Source organism: Caballeronia hypogeia, assembly GCF_001544875.2.
GTDB lineage: Bacteria > Pseudomonadota > Gammaproteobacteria > Burkholderiales > Burkholderiaceae > Caballeronia > Caballeronia hypogeia.
This window is the reverse complement of the sequence record NZ_FCOA02000019.1, coordinates 130,245-149,773: the sequence shown is the minus strand read 5'-3', so window position 1 is coordinate 149,773 and position 19,529 is coordinate 130,245. Positions and strand designations below refer to the sequence as shown.

Annotated in this window: 14 protein-coding genes and 1 pseudogene; 8 read left to right on the top strand and 7 right to left on the bottom strand. The window is 64.5% G+C overall.

Going from position 1 to position 19,529, the window contains the following annotated elements; all coding sequences use genetic code 11:
• Positions 1–87: pseudogene (locus AWB79_RS38450) on the top strand (zinc-binding dehydrogenase); the annotation flags it as partial.
• On the opposite strand, the gene AWB79_RS24915 reads toward AWB79_RS38450, so the two are convergent.
• Positions 88–1,065 (bottom strand): GlxA family transcriptional regulator, encoded by a 978-nt coding sequence (locus tag AWB79_RS24915; RefSeq protein ID WP_061170096.1) that lies wholly within the window; start codon positions 1,063–1,065, stop codon positions 88–90.
• A 13-nt stretch (positions 1,066–1,078) separates the two neighbouring features.
• Positions 1,079–1,558 carry an Lrp/AsnC family transcriptional regulator gene (locus AWB79_RS24910; protein ID WP_061170095.1) on the bottom strand — a complete coding sequence of 160 codons (480 nt, stop codon included), beginning with the start codon at positions 1,556–1,558 and terminating at the stop codon, positions 1,079–1,081.
• A gap of 134 nt (positions 1,559–1,692) precedes the next feature.
• On the opposite strand from AWB79_RS24910, the gene AWB79_RS24905 reads away from it, so the two are divergent.
• From AWB79_RS24905 to AWB79_RS24895, 3 genes are read left to right on the top strand one after another with little or no spacing between them, the layout of a single operon-like run.
• Positions 1,693–2,907 carry a diaminopropionate ammonia-lyase gene (locus tag AWB79_RS24905; protein WP_061170094.1) on the top strand — a complete coding sequence of 405 codons (1,215 nt, stop codon included), beginning with the start codon at positions 1,693–1,695 and terminating at the stop codon, positions 2,905–2,907.
• Between the two features lie 13 nt (positions 2,908–2,920).
• Positions 2,921–4,087: a M20 aminoacylase family protein gene (locus AWB79_RS24900; protein WP_061170093.1), complete on the top strand. Its 1,167-nt coding sequence runs from the start codon at positions 2,921–2,923 to the stop codon at positions 4,085–4,087.
• 51 nt (positions 4,088–4,138) lie between these two features.
• On the top strand, positions 4,139–5,716 hold the full coding sequence (locus tag AWB79_RS24895; RefSeq protein ID WP_061170092.1) for an MFS transporter: 1,578 nt from the start codon (positions 4,139–4,141) through the stop codon (positions 5,714–5,716).
• A gap of 62 nt (positions 5,717–5,778) precedes the next feature.
• On the opposite strand, the gene AWB79_RS24890 is transcribed toward AWB79_RS24895, so the two are convergent.
• Both AWB79_RS24890 and AWB79_RS24885 read right to left on the bottom strand, forming a co-directional pair.
• Entirely contained in the window at positions 5,779–6,699 is a 921-nt protein-coding gene (locus AWB79_RS24890) for a sterol desaturase family protein (RefSeq protein ID WP_061170091.1), read from the bottom strand.
• A 174-nt stretch (positions 6,700–6,873) separates the two neighbouring features.
• Complete coding sequence (locus tag AWB79_RS24885) at positions 6,874–9,030, bottom strand: TonB-dependent siderophore receptor (RefSeq protein WP_061170090.1); 2,157 nt, start codon at positions 9,028–9,030, stop codon at positions 6,874–6,876.
• A 269-nt stretch (positions 9,031–9,299) separates the two neighbouring features.
• Here AWB79_RS24885 and AWB79_RS24880 point away from each other — a divergent pair, with 269 nt between their 5' ends.
• Together AWB79_RS24880 and AWB79_RS24875 are read left to right on the top strand one after the other, a co-directional pair.
• Positions 9,300–10,520 (top strand): PepSY-associated TM helix domain-containing protein, encoded by a 1,221-nt coding sequence (locus tag AWB79_RS24880; RefSeq protein ID WP_061170089.1) that lies wholly within the window; start codon positions 9,300–9,302, stop codon positions 10,518–10,520.
• 248 nt (positions 10,521–10,768) lie between these two features.
• Positions 10,769–12,973 (top strand): TonB-dependent receptor, encoded by a 2,205-nt coding sequence (locus tag AWB79_RS24875; RefSeq protein WP_061170088.1) that lies wholly within the window; start codon positions 10,769–10,771, stop codon positions 12,971–12,973.
• 80 nt (positions 12,974–13,053) lie between these two features.
• Here the strand turns inward: AWB79_RS24875 and AWB79_RS24870 are convergent, their stop codons facing one another.
• From AWB79_RS24870 to AWB79_RS24860, 3 genes are all read right to left on the bottom strand, one after another.
• On the bottom strand, positions 13,054–14,361 hold the full coding sequence (locus AWB79_RS24870) for an SUMF1/EgtB/PvdO family nonheme iron enzyme (RefSeq protein WP_061170117.1): 1,308 nt from the start codon (positions 14,359–14,361) through the stop codon (positions 13,054–13,056).
• Between the two features lie 163 nt (positions 14,362–14,524).
• The gene (locus tag AWB79_RS24865) at positions 14,525–15,244 is read right to left on the bottom strand and encodes a helix-turn-helix domain-containing protein (protein ID WP_061170087.1); all 720 of its coding nucleotides are present in this window, start codon (positions 15,242–15,244) and stop codon (positions 14,525–14,527) included.
• A 109-nt stretch (positions 15,245–15,353) separates the two neighbouring features.
• Positions 15,354–15,824 carry a universal stress protein gene (locus AWB79_RS24860; RefSeq protein ID WP_061170116.1) on the bottom strand — a complete coding sequence of 157 codons (471 nt, stop codon included), beginning with the start codon at positions 15,822–15,824 and terminating at the stop codon, positions 15,354–15,356.
• A 293-nt stretch (positions 15,825–16,117) separates the two neighbouring features.
• Between AWB79_RS24860 and AWB79_RS24855 the strand changes: the two genes are divergently transcribed.
• Both AWB79_RS24855 and AWB79_RS24850 read left to right on the top strand, forming a co-directional pair.
• Positions 16,118–17,647, top strand: coding sequence for an MFS transporter (locus AWB79_RS24855; protein WP_061170086.1), 1,530 nt, complete (start codon positions 16,118–16,120; stop codon positions 17,645–17,647).
• A gap of 217 nt (positions 17,648–17,864) precedes the next feature.
• Positions 17,865–19,442, top strand: a complete 1,578-nt coding sequence (locus AWB79_RS24850; protein WP_061170085.1) for an aldehyde dehydrogenase (NADP(+)) — start codon at positions 17,865–17,867, stop codon at positions 19,440–19,442.
• Positions 19,443–19,529: the final 87 nt, after the last annotated feature.

The window sequence follows — 19,529 nt, the reverse complement described above, 5'->3', positions numbered from 1 at the left end:
ACGCATCATCTCAAGCTGGAGCAGATCAACGACGGCTTCGACCTGATGAAGAAGGGCGAGTCGATTCGTTCCGTCGTGATCTATTGATCACTCGCGGCCCATGCCGAAGCGTTCGCGATACGTCAGCGGCGTAATGCCCAGCGCGTGCTGGAACGCTTTCCTCATCGCTTCGTAGGTTTTGAAGCCGCTTCGCGCGGCGATCGTTTTCGCCGGCAGGTCGCCTTCCTCGAGCATGCGGCGCGCCGCTTCGATGCGCGCGCGCGTAACGAAGGTCGAGGGCGTCGTGCCGGTTTCGCGCTTGAACGAGCGATTGAAGTTGCGCACGCTCATCGAAAGGCGTTCGGCCATTTCCGCCGGCGATATCTCGCGCTGAAGATTGGCGAGGATCCAGTCCTGCACGTCGCGAATGCCCGGATTCTGCGTCGCCTGACTGACGAGATGCGAGCTGAACTGCGACTGTCCGCCCGGGCGCTTGAGATAGACGACGAGATCGCGCGCCACGTCGAGCGCCACGTCCAGACCGAAATCTTCCTCGACGAGCGCGAGCGCCAGATCGATGCCTGCCGTCACGCCAGCCGAAGTCCACAGATTGCCTTCGCGAATGAAGATGCAATCGGCATCCACGCGTACCGCCGGATATTTTTCCTTCAGTGCATCGGCGACGGCCCAGTGCGTGGTCGCGCGCTTTCCATCAAGCAGGCCGGCCGCCGCCAGAAAGAACGCGCCCGAGCACAGCGCGGCCGTGCGCTCCATGCGGCCCGCGACGGCTTCGACCCACTGCACGATTTCGGGCGCGTTGCCCACTGCCTCCTCGATCTGCCACGCCCCCACGATGATCGCCGTATGCGGCAGCGCGAGCGGATCGATGCGCTTCGTGGCCGTGAGCGACACGCCCGTGTCGGACAGCACTTCGCCGCGACGGATCGAGGCGAGCTTCACGTCATATCGACCGGCCAGGCCACGGCGTTCCAGATGAATGTTCGCGTACGTGAAGACGCTGAGCGAACCGATGGCTTCGAGCGCCTTGAAGCCGTTGTAGATGATGATGTCGACAGTCAGGAGCATGGCGATACGTTCGTTATTCGCCCGTCATGTCGACAGGCACGTCGAGCCCGACTTTCACGCGGCTCATGCTCACGAGCGTCCTGAAGCGTTTGACGTTGTTGTTGGCAAAGAAGAGCTGTCGCGTGAGTTCGCTGTACTGCTCCATGTCGCGCACGGTCAGCACGAGCACGAAATCCGATTCGCCCGCCACGTAATAGCACTGCTGAATCTGCGGACACTGCGAGAACGTGCGCTTCATCGCGTCGAGCAGGTCGATCTGTTCGCTTTCCACTTCGACCATGACGATGATGGTCAACGGATGATTCACCTTCTCGGGCGCCACGATCGCGGCATAGCGATCGATCACGCCTTCGTCGAGCAGGCGGCGCAGTCTGCGGTTCACGGCGGCGGTCGAAAGATTGACGCGCGCGCCGAGTTCGTTCTGCGGCGTCTGCGCATCCCGCTGGACTTCCGCGAGCAGTTTGCGATCGAAACTATCGAGGTTGGCTGTCATGGCGTACGAGAATGCTCGAAAGACCGGGTGAAAAACGGGATATTTTTGCACGAGCCGCGGGAAGAACGCGTGTTTTTTGATTGGGCCGCGCAATATTATCTTGGCATCGCCACTGAACACCGGAGTTTGTCCGCATGCTCGTCTCCAACGCTAAATCCGCGAGAACCGCTTATCCCGACGCGCTGCGCGCGATCCTCGACATGCAAGCCGCGAACGAAAGCCGCGCGTGGCTCGCGCACTGGCCGCTCATCCATCGCGAAGGCACGCCGTTGTGGAGTCTTCCGGATGCCGCCGCGCGACTCGGCATCGCAAGCGTCCGCGTGAAGGATGAATCGATGCGCTCCCCGCTCGGCAGCTTCAAGGCATTGGGCGCGCCCGTTGCGCTCGCACGTCTCGTGACGCGGCTTTTCCACGCACACGACATCGATCCGAAGAAGCTTTTCGAAGGCCATCACAAAGCGCTGCTCGGCGGCTTCACCGTCATCAGCGCGACAGACGGCAATCACGGCCGGGCGCTCGCGGCAGCGGCGCGCGACATGGGCTGCCATTGCGTGATCGTGCTGCACGCCAATGTCAGCGAAGAGCGCGAGCAGGCGATCGCCGCGTATGGCGCGCGCATCGTGCGTATCGAGGGCAACTACGACGAGTCGGTGGAACAGGCCGCGCAACTCGCGCAGGCGAACGGCTGGCATGTCGTTTCGGATACGTCATACGAAAGTTATGAAGCGATTCCGCGCGATGTCATGCAGGGCTATGGATGCATCGCGGCGGAAATCGTCGAAGCGGATATCGCGCCGTTTTCGCATGTCGTGCTGCAAGGCGGCGTCGGTGGTCTTGCCGCGGGCGTCGCGAGTTATCTATGGGAACGGCTTGGCTTGATGCGGCCGCGTTTCATCGTCGTGGAACCGAAGCAGGCGGATTGTCTTTATCGAAGCGCCATGGCCGGGCACGCGGCGAAAGCGTCGGGCCCGGTCGATTCCGTCATGGCCGGACTCGCGTGCGGTGAAGCATCGCCGCTCGCGTGGCGGATTCTGGAACCGTGCGTCGATCATTTTCTGCTCATCGATGACAGCGACGCGATCGACGCGATGAAAACGCTCGCGCAAGGCACAGGACGTGATGTGCCGATCGTCTCGGGCGAATCGGGCGCGGCGGGATTCGCGGGGCTCACTGCGCTGATGCGTGATCGTGAACTCGCGCAAGCCGTCGGGCTCGATGCGAACGCGCGCGTGCTGGTCATCAACACGGAAGGCGCAACGGCCCCATCGGTATATGCGGAGCTCGTCGGTGAATCGGCCGATGCGGTGTTGAAGCGCCAGCGCGAGTGGTTGCGGCGCGTGGCTCAATGAGAGGACATCACGCATGGAAAGCACACTGCAGGCGCAACTGAAAAGCTGGCGTCATCATCTGCACCAGCATCCGGAAACCGGCTTCGAGGAAGTTCAGACCGCGGACTATGTTGGCCGCATTCTCGAGACGCTCGGCCTCGAAGTGCATCGCGGCATTGGCGGAACGGGGCTCGTCGCGAGCCTGACTGCAGGTGACAGCAGGCGCGTGATCGGACTGCGCGCCGACATGGACGCGTTGAACATCGTCGAGCGGGCGCCCGAGCGCGCGCATGCTTCACGCACGCACGGAAAGATGCACGCGTGTGGTCACGACGGCCATATGTCGATGGTGCTCGGCGCCGCGCGCCTGCTCGCCGAAGCACGCGATTTCGACGGCACGGTGCGCTTCGTCTTCCAGCCGGCGGAAGAACACGGGCGCGGCGCGAAAGCGATGATGGCCGATGGTCTTTTCGAGCGCTTTCCCGTCGATGCCATCTTCGGCGCTCATAACATGCCGGGCATGCGCGCCGGCACGTTCGCGACGCGCGCGGGCGGCATCATGGCGAGCGAGGACAACTTCGTCATTCACGTGAAGGGGCGCGGCACGCATGCGGCGCGTCCGCATATGGGCGTCGATCCGATCGTGATCGCGTCGCAGATCGTCGTCGCATTGCAGACGATCGTGTCGCGCAATCTCGATCCCGGCGCGCAAGCGGTGATCTCGTGCACGGAGTTCATCACGGACGGTTTGAGGAACGTGATTCCTTCGAACGTGATCATCAAGGGCGACACGCGAAGCTATTCGCACGAGGTGCAGGCGCTGCTCGAATCGCGCATGCGGGAAGTGAGCGAAGGCATTTGCCGGGCGAACGGCGCGGACTGCGTCTTCGAATACACGCACGAATTCGCACCGACGATCAACTCGCCTGAATATGTCGACCTGGCGACGCAAGCGGCCGCGAAGATCGCCGGGCCCGATAGCGTCGATGCGAACGTCCAGCCGATGATGATCTCGGAAGACTTCGGCGCATTCCTTCAGGTGGTGCCGGGCAATTTCGTGTTCATCGGCAATGGCGAAGCGGCGGGGCAGGGCGGCGTTCCGCTGCACAACGCGTGCTACGACTTCAACGACGAAATTCTGCAGACGGGCGCGCGATATTTCGCGGAGCTCGCCCGCCTTGCGCTGCCTTTATCCGGTTGAGTGTATTGATGGCTATCATTTGAGCTTGCCAGCCACGTCGAGGAACCGATCTTGGCCAGCCGATATCCCGATAGCCAGCCGCGCGCGCACGCCGTCGCCGCGCAGGCGAGCCCGTGCGACGAACTCGCCATTCGCGCGCAGCCCGTCGCGCGCGACCGTCCGTGCGCGCGCAAGCGTCTCGCCTTGTCCGCGACGATTCTAGGCTCGAGCATGGCGATGATCGACGGCTCGGTGGTGAACGTCGCGCTGCCCTCGATCCAGCGCGAACTCGGCGCGAGCATCGCGGCGATGCAATGGATCGTCAACGCGTATCTGCTGTTTCTCGGCGCGCTGGTGCTCGTCGGCGGTTCGATGGGCGACAAGCTTGGTCGCCGCAAGATATTCATCGCGGGCATCGCGGTTTTCACGGCGGCGTCGGCGGCGTGCGGTCTCGCGCCCGGCATGAGCTGGCTGATCGCGGCGCGCGCGCTGCAGGGCGTCGGCGCCGCGCTGCTCGTGCCGAGCAGCCTCGCGATCATCGGCGCGGTGTTCGAGGGCGAGGAGCGCGGGCGGGCCATCGGCACCTGGGCGGGCGTGGGCGCGATAACGTCGTCGGTGGGGCCGGCGGCGGGCGGCTGGCTCGTCGATGCCTTCTCGTGGCGCGCGATCTTCTTCCTCAATCTGCCGCTCGCGGCGGCGACGATTCTGCTGGCGCTGGCGTCCGTGCCCGACAGCCACAAGGCCGACGCGCCCGATACGCTCGACTGGCCCGGCGCGGCTTGCGCGGCGGCGGGCCTCGCCGCGCTCACCTACGGCCTCACCGAGGCGCCCGCACGCGGTTTCGCCGATGCGCGCGTGCTCGGCATGTTCGGCGCGGGCGTGGCGTTGCTCGCCGTGTTCATCGCGATCGAAGCGAAGTCGCGCGATCCGATGATCCCGCTCGAGGTCTTCCGCTCGCGCGATTTCACCGGCGCGAATCTCGTCACGCTGCTGCTGTATTTCGGGCTTGGCGGCGTGCTGTTTTTCCTGCCGTTCACGCTGATTCGCGCCTACGGCTACACGGCGGCCGAAGCGGGCGCGGCACTGTTGCCGATGCCGCTCATCATCGGCGTGCTGTCGCGCTTCACGGGCGGGCTGACGAGCCGCTTCGGCGCGCGGGCGCTGCTCGTCGCGGGGCCGTGCGTCGCGGGCATCGGCTTCGGTATGCTCGCGCTGCCCGTCGCGGCCGGCGGTTACTGGACGCGTTTTCTGCCCGCGCTCGTCGTGCTCGGGATCGGCATGACGATCACCGTCGCACCGCTGACGACGGCCGTGATGGCGTCGGTGCCGGGCGAGCGCGCGGGCGTCGCGTCGGGCATCAACAACGCGGTCGCGCGCGTGGCGAGCCTGCTGGCGATCGCCGTGCTCGGCATCGTGTTCGTCTGGTCGCACGACGCGGCGTTGTCGGCGCGGCTCGACCGGCTGCATCTGCCGCACGAGAACCTGCGCGTGCTCGACGAAGACGCCGTATCCAAAGCGACATCGACGCCGCTCGTCCGCGCCCGCGCCGATTCGATCGCCGATGCCCTGCGCGCCGTCGCGCTGCTCTCCGCCGCGTGCGCGTTCGGAGCGGCGGGCGTCGCGGCGGCGTGCATCGGCCGCAGGAAATAAAAAATCCCGATGTGGCCAGGAGCCAATCATCGGGATGCGAAACGACTGCGTTGAAGCGCTTCTTATTGTCCGACGTGCGCCGGTTGTTGTTCCATCGATTTCGCTGCGCGCTTTTGCAACTCCTCGGTCGTGTGGCCTTCGCCGTTCGGCAGCCAGCCCGGAGGACGCAGCAGGAAACCGGCCGCATCCGACACGCTCTTCGCGTTGAACATGTCCTTCACGAGACTGACCCAGTGCTCCGTCTCGACGACGATCGGATTGTGGGAGGTCACGGGTGTCGTCAGACCGTATTTGCAGGGCTCGTCGGCGCGTTCTTCCACGTAGGTGCCGAACAGGCGGTCGAAGACGATCAGCACGCCGCCGAAGTTCGCATCGAGATACGTCGCGTTCGATGCATGGTGCACACGGTGCGCCGACGGCGTGTTGAACACATATTCGAGCCAGCCGAGCTTCGGAATCCACGTGGCATGCAGCCAGAACTGATAGAGCAGGTTGATCGACACGACCGCGAGCACCACGTCCGGCTTCACGCCGAACCACACGAGCGGGGTGAAGAAGATGGCCGAGCCTGCGATCTTGGTGAACCAGCCGAGGCGATACGCGGACGACAGGGTCAACTGGTTCGGCGAGTGATGGACCGCGTGATTCGCCCAGAAGAAGCGGATCGTGTGCGAGGCGCGGTGATACCAGTAGTAGCAGAACTCCTGGCCGATGAAGAGCAGGAATATCGTGAGCGCCGTGTTGGTCGTGACCGTATGGATGCGATGCTCCCACGCGAAGTTGAAGAACGGCGTCGCGAGCGAGATGGGGATAAGGCCGAGCAGCTTGCGGCCGACCAGATCGACGAGCGAGATCCAGGTCTCGTGCCAGTCGAAGGCGCGGTCGGTGCCCTTGTGCTTGAAATGCAGAACCACAGCTTCGAGCATCGACGCGATCAGGACGATGCCCATCGCGATGATCGAGATTTTGCCGAGCGTTTCCATGAATGTTCGCCTTGGTGGGTGGTTGCGAATGAACCCATTGTGGCGATCGGCCCGGCTAAAAACCACGCACAAACTATTTCATGGAATGTCATCGCCCGCCCGCCGAGCCTTGCGGCATAAGGGGCGGGCGTTTCGCGCGAGTTATTTCAAATCATGTCGCGATGCTTCGGCCCGTCAGAATTCGACGCGCGCGTTCAGCGACAGCGTGCGCGGCTCGCCCGGCTGGACGTAGTCGGCGTACTGGAATTCCCAGTAGCGTCGATTCGTCAGATTGTCGATTGCCGCGCGAAAGCCGACGTTGTGCCCGGCGATGCGCGCCGTATAGGTCGCGCCGAGATTCATCACGAGATAGCCGGGCGCCTTGAGGTCGCCGGAAGGATCGATCGTCGTGTTGCCGGTGAACTTGGCGTCGGCCCCGAGCGTGAGGCCGGGCACCATCGGCACCGCGTAATTCACGTGCGCCGCCGCGACGAAGCCCGGCGCGCCCGCGACGCGATTGCCGTCGTTCGTCGAGCCCTTCGCGTAGTGCGTCGCGATCCACATGAGATCGGCGCCGACCCTCCAGTCGCGGCCGAGGCGCACGTCCGCGCCCGCTTCCGCGCCCTGGAAGATCGATTCGCCGTCATCGACGAAGACGTTGGCGCTGTTCGCATACTGCGCGCCGCGCTCGATGCGGAACAGCGCGGCCGTCGCGCTCCAGCGGGAGTTCTGGCTCTTCACGCCGACCTCGTACTGCTTGCTGCGCAGCGGCTTGAGCAACTGACCCGCGTTCGCGTATGTGCTGCCGACCACATTGCCCGCTTCGAGCGATTCGACATAGCTCGCATAGAGCGTCGTGGTGGGCGCGAGCTTGTACATCAGCGCGACGGTCGGCGTCACGACGCCGTTCTGATCGTAAGTCGATGCCGTGCTGCCATCGACGCCGTAGCCGTGCTGCTCGTAATTCGTCACGCGCACGCCGCCGAGCACGGACCAGCGCTCGGTGAGGGCGATCGTGTCGCTCGCGAACAGCGCCTTCTGCGTGACGTCGGCGGCGCGATAAGTGTAGAAGCCCGAGCTGTCATAGCGGTTCAGGTTCGGCTGATAGAGGTTGCCCGTGCCGATCTGTCCGAAGAACGAGTTCGCGCCGTAATCGGTTGTCTGCTTCTGATACGCCGCGCCGAACACGAGCTGATGCTTGAGCGGACCGGTTTTCACGAGACCTTCGGCCATCACCTGGAACGTGTTGAGCTGATGCCCTTCCTTGCCTTCGAAGCGATAGTCGTCGTAATCGCCCGCCTGATCGAGCAGATACCAGGTGCCCTCGTTGCGATAGCGCGTGCTCTTGCTGAAGCTGTAGGTGGCCGAGAGCGTCCAGTCCGGCGTGAGGTTGTAGCGCACGCCGGCCGTGTAGATCTGCAGGTTGGTGTTCAGATGCTGATCCGGCGTCTGCAGCGTGCTGCTGCCGCCCGACAGCGTCTGCGGCAACGACGTGCCCGTGTAGCGCGCGGTGGAAAGCGCCGTCGTGATGCCCGACGCATGCCGCTCCTGATACAGCGCGCCGAACGTCGCGGTCAGATCGCGCGTCAGGCGCGCGTCGGCGGCGAGCGAGAAGGAATCGCGGCGCACGTTGCCGTCGTTGTAGGTCTTGCCTTCTTCGTGCGTCGCGTTGAAGCGGTAGCCGAACATGCTGTCCGGCCCGACGCGTCCGCCCAGATCGAGATGCTCGCTCCACACGGCCGTCGAACGATAGCCGACATCGACGCTCGCAATCTGCTTATCGGTGACGGGCGGCTTCTTCGTCACGTAGTTCACGACGCCGCCCGGCGCGCCGAAGCCGTACATGAAACCCGACAGGCCCTTGAGCAGTTCGACGCTGTCCAGTTGCTCGTAAGGCAGCGTGATGCCGTAGCCGTTGAACGGCTGCCCGTCGATCTTGAAGCCGTTCTGCCAGTCGAGCTGCATGCCGCGCACCGTGACGTAGCTGGCCCACGCGTTGTACGGATTGCTGTTGTCGGACACGGAGGCGTCCTGCGCGAACACGTCGCCGAGCTTGTTGGCCTGACGATCGGCCAGTTCCTCGCCGGTCACGATGGTAGTCGAGTAGGGCGTCTCCAGTTGCGTGCGCGTGCCGAGCGCGCCGCTGCTGACGTCCTCGCGCAAATGCTGCAGCGTGTCCTGCGACGCGGTGACGGAAATCGCCGGCAACGACGCTTCCTGCGGCTGACCCGCGTTCTGCGCGACCGCGGCGCGGCTCGTCGCGAACAGCAGCAAGGCCGCGAGAGTGGAAGGCCGCAATGTCAGCCGTGTCGATGAAGCCGGGAGTGCGGTGCCGCGCGTCGCAGATGTCATGGTCTTTCCGTCGTCGATTTATGATTTCATGTTGTTGATAAATGCGAATCGTTCGCATTTCAGACGGCGGCATTCTGCCTCAGTGGACACGGATTTGTAAACTTCTGCGCTATCAGCGAAGACAATTCGCGACAAAAAGTTGGTAAGTAACTTACGAAATGCTTGTAAATCCTGCGACACGTGCATATCATTGCGAACAATTCCTATTTACATTGCATCGCAAAGATGACTGCTGTCGCGCACGACCATCGCTTCGAGGACCTGCGGGCATGAGACCGGTTCTGGTTCGCCTGCATCGCTGGCTCGGCGTCGCGACCGCGCTGTTTCTGTTCGTCTCGGGTCTGACGGGCGCGGTGATCGCCTGGGATCACGAAATCGATGCGCTGCTCAATCCGCAGTTTTTCCACGCCCGCACCGACGGCCCTGCGTTACCGCCGCTCGAACTCGCGCGACGCGTCGAGGCCGCCGATCCGCGCGTTCAGGTGACCTACATGCCGCTCGGCTTCGAGCCGGGGCACACGGCGCAAATGATGGTCATGCCGCGCAGCAACCCCGCGACCAATGCGCCTTTCGATGTCGCCTACAACCAGATCGCGGTCGATCCCGCGACGGGCCAGGTGCAGGCGCAGCGTATGTGGGGCGCGTTTTCGCTGGCGCGCATCGACCTGATGCCGTTTCTCTACAAGCTGCACTACACGCTGCATCTGCCGATCGTCGGCGGCTTCGATATCGGCACCTGGCTGATCGGCATCGTCGGGATTTTGTGGTTTTTCGACAGCGGCATTGCGCTGATCCTGTCGTTCCCGAGCGTCAAGGCGTGGCGCAAGTCGTTCGCCTTCCGCGTGAAGCGCGGCGGTTACGCGCTCACGTTCGACCTGCATCGTTCGGGCGGCGTCTGGATCTGGGGCCTGTTGCTGGTGATGGCCCTCACGTCGATTTCGATGAATCTCGCCGAGCCCGTAATGCGCCCGGTGGTGTCGATGTTCTCGAAGCTCTCGCCGTCTTTCGTCGACAACGCCGAGCTGGTGCGCGCCGGTCCGCCTGGACAGCCGCTCGCCACGCGGGAGCAGATTCTGGCGCTGGCCGCGCGCGACGCCAAGCGCGAAAACCTGACCGAGCCGATGGGCGCGCTGTACTTCGCGCCGATGTTCAAGGCCTACGGCGTGGGTTTCTTCGCGCCGGGACGCGATCACGGCGACGTGGGGCTCGGCAATGCCTGGCTCTATTACAACGGGCAGACCGGAGCGCTCGCGGGCTCCTCGATTCCCGGCCGCGGGTCGGCCGGCGATGTCTTCATGCAGGCGCAGTTTCCGCTTCATTCGGGGCGTATCGCGGGGCTGGGCGGGCGCGTTCTGGTTAGCGCGGTGGGTATCGCGGTCGCGGCGCTAAGCGTGACCGGACTCATGATCTGGCTGCGCAAACGCTCGGCGCGCCGTCTCTCGGCGGCCGCTTCGGAGGCTCGAACCGCGCGCGGGCGCTCGTTGACCTGAAGACCGTCGCACGACCGTTCTTACATCGAATAAAGCGCGAACAGACTCGTCGATATAGGTGGGATGTTGCGTTCAAGCAAATTCGTTAGTTTTTGAATGATAACGACTCTTATTCAATCTATAATCGTCGCATAAACGTCTCGTCCGTCCCGCGCTTCGCGACCGGTCTCGCGACTTCAAACAAACCCGCCCGGATTCCACTTGCGCCCCGGGACGGAAGACCGACCAACATCGCAGCTTCCTCATTCATGTCCGTTTGCCGTTCACACCGCTCGCAGGCCGCGCCTGCGAAGGCGCTGTCGCATCGCGCCGCCATCGTTGCAGCCGTCGCAATCGTTTTCTCGGTATCGGCCCACGCGCAGTCGTCCGATACTTCTGACAGCAATGTCAGTAGTCCGCAGGAAAGCGCGCTGCCGGCCGTCAAGGTTCAGGCGTCGAAAGAGCAGTTGCCCGGCGATCTCGCTCCGACTTTCGCGGGCGGCCAGGTCGCGCGCGGCGCCGACTTCGGTGTGCTCGGCCAGCAGAGAATGCTCGACGTGCCGTTCAGCATGACGACCTATACGTCGAAGCTGATCGAAGACCAGCAGGCGCGCACCATCGGCGATGTGCTCGCCAACGATCCTTCCGTGCGCACGGCTTTCGGCTTCGGCAATTTTGCCGAGGTCTATGTGATCCGTGGCTTTGAACTCGCGGGCGATGACGTGTCGCTCAACGGCCTGTACGGGATCACGCCGCGTCAGCTCGTCGCGACCGATGCGCTCGAACGCGTCGATCTCTTCAAGGGCGCCAACTCGTTCCTGAACGGCGCATCGCCGACGGGTTCGGCGGTCGGCGGCGGTCTCAATCTGCAACTGAAGCGCGCGGACGACAAGCCGCTCACGCGCGTGACGCTCGAAGGCACGGCGTCGGGCGAGATCGGCGCGCATGTGGACGTCGGCCGTCGCTTCGGCAGCGAAGGGCAGTTCGGCATCCGCGTGAATCAGGCGAACCACGACGGCGAGACGAGCATCGACGGCGAGCACCATCGCGACAATACGACGGCGGTCTCGCTCGACTGGCGCGGCGAGAAGCTGCGTCTGTACGCGGACTTCCTGTATCAGCGTCAGCGCATCAACGGCGGGCGCTCGGTCGTCTACGACTACGCGAACTACATTCCCGAGCCGCCGTCGGCGACTTACAACTACGCGCAAACCTGGACTTACAGCTCGATCGAGGACACGGTCGGCATCCTGCGCGCGGAGTATGACTTTCTGCCGGGCTGGACGGCTTACGTGACGGGCGGCATCCGCCACACGGACGAGCACGGCGAGTACTCGTCGCCCAACGTCAACACGACGGGCGTCACCGCGAGCCGTCTCGGCGTGCCGCACAAGGAAGACGGCGAGTCGGCCGAAGTCGGCGTGCGCGGGCATTTCAACACCGGGCCGGTGTCGCATTTCGTGACAGCGGGCGCCTCGATCGTGCGCGTCGACGCGAAATCGGCGTACACGATGAGCAGCTCGTTCCCGACGAGCCTCTACGACACGGTGCAGGTGCCGTATCCGGCGACGACCTTCTCCGGCGGAAATCTCGCGGACCCGGGCACGACCGCAATCAACCTGATGCGCAGCGTGTCCGTGTCGGACACGCTCGGCTTCCTGAACGATCGCGTGCTGTTCACGATCGGCGCGCGACATCAGGATTTGCTGACCAACAACTACGGTTACGACGGCACGCAGACCCGCAACTACAACGACTCGATCACGACGCCGCTGTTCGGCCTCGTCGTGAAGCCGTGGCAGGACGTGGCGTTCTTCGCGAACCGCACGGAAGCGCTGACGATCGGCGACTCGGCGCCGAATGGCGCGATCAACTTCGGCGAGCAGCTCGCGCCCGCGAAGTCGAAGCAATGGGAGGTCGGCGCGAAGTACGACAACGGCAAGTACGGCGCATCGTTCGCGCTGTTCCAGATCGAGAAGCCGCTGACCTACGTGAATACCACGGGGTACTTCGTCGCGGACGGCACGCAGCGGCATCGCGGCGTGGAGGCTTCGGTCTACGGCGAGCCGGTGCGCGGCGTGCGCGTGATCGCGGGCGCTTCGTACATCAACGCGACGCAGCTCGACACGGGCGGCGGCACGACGGACGGCAATCATCCGGTGGGCGTGCCGAGCTTCCTGTTCAACGTCAACGCCGAATACGACGTGCCGGTGCTGAACGGCCTCACGCTGACGGCGCGCTGGATCCACACCGGCCCGCAGTATCTGAACGTGACGAACACGCTGTCGATTCCCGCGTGGGACCGCTTCGACCTCGGTGCGCGTTACGCGACGATGGTGTTCGGCAAGCCGACGACGTTCCGCGCGAGCGTGCTCAACGTGGCGAACAAGTCGTACTGGTCATCGACGATAGGCGGTTATCTGACGATGGGCGCGCCGAGAACGGTGCTCCTGTCGATGACGACGGATTTCTGATCGTCTGATCGCGTCTCTCCGAAGCGAAAAAAACGCCGCGTGTTCGTGCGAACGCGCGGCGTTTTGCCTTGAAGCGGTGCTTACGCGCTCACGCAGCGGAACCCGGCATAAACGTATTGATAGTGCGCCTGGAACCAGTTGCGAAAGCTCGGGCGCAGCATGCACGCGGCGGTGCGCGGCGAGCCGCCCTTGATGACGAAGTGCTTGCCGTCGAAGAAATTGGCCGAATAGCCGAGATAGAACGGAAAGGGCTCGAAGCCGTTCAGCGGTCCGAATTCGGTCGAAGTCCATTCCCAGCCGTTGCCGAACTGGCCTTCGACGCCGAACTCGCTGCGATTCTCCGGATGCGCCTGCACCGGCGACGGATCCCAGCGACGGAAATCGAAATTGCCTTCGGTGATATGCGGTGCGCCCAGCGCGGCGCGTTGCCATTGCGCCTCGGTGGGCAGCTTCTTGCCCGCCCAGCGCGCGTAAGCCTTTGCTTCGGCATGGCTCACGTACACGGGCCAGTCGGGCGGCAGCGGAATGTCGTCGAACATCGTGCGCAGGGACCATGCGGCTTGCGCGTCGTTGCAGTCGCCATCGACGGGAATCCAGAAGGCAGGATGCGCGATGCGCTGTTCTTCCTTCCACGCCCAGTCGGCATCGTCCCAGAACGCGCGGTTCCAGTAGCCGCCCGCGTCGATGAAGCGCAGGTAATCGGCGTTCGTGACCATGTAGCGGTCGATCTCGAACGCGGGCACGTCGATGTGTTCCTCGCCGAATTCGTTGTCCCAGCCGAACCGGCCGGTTTCGCGCGTGAGCCCGAGCGTCGCGCTTCCGGCCGGCACGTGCACCGATTCATGCGCGGGCCGGCGATCCGAAGCCGGCTCCGAAAGCGCATCCGATGGTGAGATTTTTCTATCGACCGGCAATTGATGCAGCATGTACGCGAGCGTCTCGGCATGCATCAGACGATGCTCGATCGCGACTTCGAGCAGTTTGGCGGGCGGTTCATCCGCGGAAAGCGGGGCGGTGGCGAGCTTGATCGGATCGAACTTGGCGTCGATATCGGCGCGCACGCGCTCCTTGTACGCCTGAATTTCCTGGAGCGTGGGCCAGTCTTCCGGCTGATCGCTCGGCAGGCCGCCGTCCACCGGATCGATGCCGAAGGCGAAAAGCTCGTCGTAGGCGGCGTTCGGGCTCGGCAGGTGGAACAGCCGCTGGTCGAACAGATTGCGGTCGAATGCTTCGAGATGCCCGATATAGAAGACGATGCGATGTCGCTCGGCGATCGGCCGATCGTAAAGATGCTCGGCCTTCACGATCTGGAAAAGTGCGTCGGTGACGCGGCGCGCCTCGGCGAGGCGTTCGAGCAGCGGATGACGCAGGGAAGGTTCGCGATTCATGTCGCCCAATCTCCGTGGCTGGCGTGGCTTCGCAGTCGACCGAAGCAAGCGCCGCAGCGTGCTTCGGCCGAACAAAAGAGACTAAACCGTAGCGAACCGCGTGCCAACCGAAATATGGGCGACGATTATTCGCGGTGACGCAATAATCGCGCGCAGCGTGCCGTCAGACGGCGCGCAGGCCGTCGAAGTCGCGGATGCGGATGAACTTGCCCTGCGTTTCGATGAGTCCGGACTTGTCGAAGCGCGACAGCGTGCGGCTCACGGTTTCGAGCGTCATGCCGAGATAGCTGCCCATGTCGTCGCGCGTCATGCGCAGCGTGAATTCCGACGATGCATAGCCGCGCTTGGAAAGCCGCGAAGACAGATCGAGCAGCAGGCGCGCGACGCGTTCGTCCGCGCGCAGCATGCCGAGGCGCATGACATGGTTCGCTTCGCGATTCACCGCGTGGCTCATCATGCGATGCAGGCGCTTTTGCAGCGCGTCGGTTTCGCGGCACATGCGCTCGAACAGCGAGTAGGGCACGACGCAAACCGAGCTGTCTTCCAGCGCGATGGCGTCGCAGGTGTGCTCGCCTTCCTCGATGCCTTCGAAGCCGAGCGCGTCGCCCGCGAGCAGCAGGCCGGTGACCTGTTCGCGGCCGCCGTCGTGCGTGATGACCGTCTTGATCGAGCCGGAGCGTACGGCGAACAGCGAATCGAAGTGATCGCCCGTGCGGAACAGTGCCTCGCCGCGCCGGACCTTGCGTGTCACGTTGATGATGTTCTCGAGCTTGGCGATGTCGTTGGCGCAGAGGCCTTCGGGCATGCACAGATGACGCATCGCGCAGGTCGAGCAGTGCGCCGAGTTGCGTCGCGCGCGGGAAAGGTCAGACGTGGCGGTCATTTTGGGCTTCGTTTGTTGATGAATGACAAAACGATTGTCCCATAGGCCTTTTGCCCGGCAGCGCGAAAAATTGACGCGGCCAGGCAATCGATCAAACTTTTTTACCTTGTCAGGTTGCTTTTTCCAGTGGCGCGCCCGCTGCAGTCGGAATCAGGAGGACCGGCAGCGTCGCCTGGCGTAGACAGCGTTCGGCCACGCTGCCGAGAATCAGCCGCTGGAATCCCTTGCGGCCATGCGTGCCCATGATCAGCAGATCCGCGTTGAACGCCTCCGCCGCCTTGATGATGAGGGCTGCCACGTCGTCGCTGGCGGTCGCTTCGACGGTCACGACTTCGCCCGTCACGCCGCGCGCCTTCATCGCGTCGGCGGCTTCGCGGGCGAGCGCCGAGCCTTGCTCCATCAGGCTCGAATGCAGCGCCGACGGATCGTAGCCGGGCACGTCCATGTACATCGGGCCAGCCTCGACGACGTAATACGGCTGCACGATCGCCTGATGCGTGACGGCGAGATCGAGCGCGGCCGCGAAGGCGCGCTCCGAAGTCCGGCTGCCGTCGATGGCGACGAGAATGCGGTTGAACATGGTGGTTTCCCCATGAAGCGATTGATTGGCGTACGGCGCGCCGTCTTCGCGCTTCCTCGAACGGCGGTTCGATGCTTGTCGCATGATAGTGCGCACGCCCGACGCGGCGCCGCGGCTTTTTTGCGATAACTCGATCCAGCGCAAGGCAGGCCGTACAATTCGTGGTTCTCGACATCAGCGCCCGCTTAAGAAGCGCACGCGCGACCTCTTTTTAGCATTTCTCCAGCCAATCCGCCCGCCCGACCGTGACCCAGACGCCGCCTGCCTTACCGTTCAGAACCGCCCTTTACGCGATGCTCGGCATCGGTCTCGTCAACATGCTGGTCGCGCTCGACCAGACGGTGGTCAGCACCGCGCTGCCGTCGATCGTCGCGGAACTGCACGGATTCGAGTTCTACGCGTGGATCGCGAGCGCGTATCTGCTGGCCTCGGTCGTCACGGTGCCCGTGTTCGGGCGGCTCGGCGATTACTTCGGCCGCAAGCGCTTCGTGATCGCGGCGGTGATCACGTTCACGATCGCCTCGGTGCTGTGCGGGCTCGCGCCCAGCATGCTCTTTCTGGTGCTCGCGCGCGGCCTTCAGGGCGTGGGCGGCGGCATGATGGTCGGCACCGCGTTCGCGTCGATTCCCGATCTGTTCCCCGATCCGCGCACGCGCGTGCGCTGGCAGGTCGTCCTGGCGGCGGCCTATGGCATCGGCACGGCGGCGGGACCGTCGCTCGGCGGCTGGATGAGTCAGCACTGGGGCTGGCGCTCGACCTTTCTGGTCAATCTGCCGGTTGGCGCGGCGGCGCTATATTTCATCTGGTCGCATCTGCCGAACCTGCATCGGCCGCGCGCAGGCGACGTGAAGATCGACTGGACCGGCGCGGCGCTCGTCGGGCTCGTGCTCGGCGGCTTCCAGGCGCTGATCGAAGCGCTGCCGAAAGACGGTCTGACGACCGCCAACATCGCGCTCGGTGTGGGCGTGGCGATCTGCGCCGTGGCGCTCTACATCTGCGAGCGGCGCGCGACGCATCCGATCATCCCGCTCGACATCTTCCGCGACGCGCAGCTCAACACGCTCTTCTCGCTGTCCTTTCTGGCGGGCTTCGTGATGTTCTCGCTGATCTTCTTCGCGCCGCTGCTGCTGCAGGGCGGCTTCGGGCTGTCGCCGCAGGAAGCGGGGCTGCTCGCGACGCCGATCGCCGCCTGCATCGCGCTCGGCAGCTTCATCAATACGCGCATAGTCATCCACATGAGGAAGCCGGTGAACGTTTTGTCCATCGGCTTCTCGCTGCTGCTGATCGCCTCGGTGGCGCTGGCGTTCGCGCGCATTACGACGCCGCATCTGTGGATCGAGCTGCCGATGGCCGCGATCGGCATCGGGCTGGGCTTCATTCTCAACAACATGAACATCTTCGGGCAGGAGATCGCGGGGCGCGAGCGCTTCGGCATCACCACGGCGCTTCTGCAGTCCACGCGGATGGTCGGCGGGATGATGGGCACGAGCATCGTCGGGACGATCGTCGCGCATCATTACGCGAGCGTCGTGGAACGCACGGTGAGCGTGCTCGGGCCGGCCGTGTCGGCGCAATGGCTGCCGCGCCTGGACGATCCGCGCATTCTCGTCGATGAGGCGCTGCGCGAGCGCATTCTCGGCGAACTCAACACCGCCGGACTCGATGCAGCCGCGCTCCTCGACGCCGCCCGCGACGCGCTGGTGCAATCCATCCACATCGGCGTGATGCTGACGGGCGTCGCGGCGCTGGTCGCCGTGCTGCTGGTGCGGCGCATCGCGCACATCACCTTCCGCAAGGCCGCGACGCCCGTCGCCAAGGCCTGAACTCTTTGACAAGCGGTCCGGCGCGCCTATAGTTTTTGCGTCGCCGGACGGACCGGTTCCCGCTCCGATCCGGACCGCGCACCAGATTTGCTTCACCGACCTCGACGGCGACTCACGGCGCCTCGCGCGGAACGCTTGCGCGAGCGGCGGGTCATTCGCATTGACGGACGGCCGCGCCGCGCGCACCGTCCACCGCCAACAGAGATGAGGAGCAGACATGAAGATCACCGGAGAAATGCTGATCGGCGCATCGGCCGTGCGGGGCGCCGACGCCACGCTCCGCGCGTTCGACCCCGCGCGCAACGCCGATCTCGAACCCGCATTCGGCGGCGGCGGCGCGGCGGAAGTGGCGCGCGCGTGCGAACTGGCGGAGGCGGCCTTCGACGACTACCGCCGCGCGCCGCTCGAAACCCGGGCGCAGTTTCTGGAGTCGATCGCGGACAACATCATCGCGCTCGGCGACGCGTTGATCGAACGCGCGATGGCCGAATCGGCGCTGCCGAAGGCGCGTCTCGAAGGCGAGCGCGCCCGCACGGTCGGCCAATTGCGCCTGTTTGCGTCGCTCGTGCGCGAAGGGCGGTGGCTCGCCGCGACGCTCGATTCCGCGCAGCCGGACAGAAAGCCGCTGCCGCGCTCCGACCTGCGCCTGCAGAAGATTCCGGTCGGCCCGGTCGCCGTGTTCGGCGCGAGCAACTTTCCGCTGGCGTTTTCGGTGGCGGGCGGCGATACCGCGTCGGCGTTCGCGGCGGGCTGCCCGGTCATCGTGAAATCGCATCCGGCGCATCTGGGCACGTCCGAGCTCGTCGGGCGCGCGGTGCAGAAGGCGGTCGCGGACAGCGGCTTGCCGGAAGGCGTGTTCTCGCTGGTGGTCGGCGCGGGCAATGCGATCGGCGAGGCGCTCGTCTCGCATCCGGCGATCGCCGCCGTCGGCTTCACCGGTTCGCGTCGCGGCGGGCTGGCGCTCGTCGATATCGCGTCGAAGCGCCCGGCGCCGATCCCCGTCTACGCCGAGATGAGCAGCGTCAATCCGGTGTTCGCGCTACCGGGCGCGCTCGAGGCGAAGGGCGACACGCTTGCTGCGGCCTATATCGATTCTGTGACGCTCGGCGTCGGTCAGTTCTGCACGAATCCGGGTCTGGTGATCGGGCTGGACGGCTCGGATCTCGACGACTTCATCGATCTCGCCGCCAACGCGATCACGAAGAAGGAGACGCAGACCATGCTCACCGCGCAGATTGCGGCCGCGTATGACAGCGGCATCACGGAGCGCAACGCGACGAGCGCGCATCAGATTGCGACGGGCGTGAAAGGCAAGGCGGCGAGCGGTGCGCTGCCGGCGCTGTATCGCGTGAGCGCTGAGGACTTCCTCGCGAAGCCGCAACTGTCGGAGGAAATTTTCGGGCCGACCTCGGTGATTGTCGTGTGCGCGGACGAGGACGAGATGATTTCGGTCGCGCGCCGTCTCGAAGGGCAGCTCACCGCGACGCTGCTGATGGAAAAGGACGACGTCGAACTGGCGCGGCGCCTGTTGCCGGTGCTCGAACGCAAGGCCGGGCGGATTCTGGCGAACGGCTTCCCGACCGGCGTCGAAGTGTCATACGCGATGGTGCACGGCGGGCCGTTTCCCGCGACCTCCGACAGCCGCTCGACTTCGGTCGGCGCAATGGCGATCGAGCGCTTTCTGCGGCCCGTGTGCTATCAGGATTTGCCGGCGTCGCTGCTGCCCGAGGCGCTCGCGGATGACAATCCATTGAGCCTGTGGCGGCTGCGCGATGGAGAACTCGGACCGAACTGAGGCACGCGACTAATATCTGTGTAACGAATAAACGTCATTTATTCTTATTGCAGATATCGTGACCTTGCTCGGCCGTTGTCAAATATC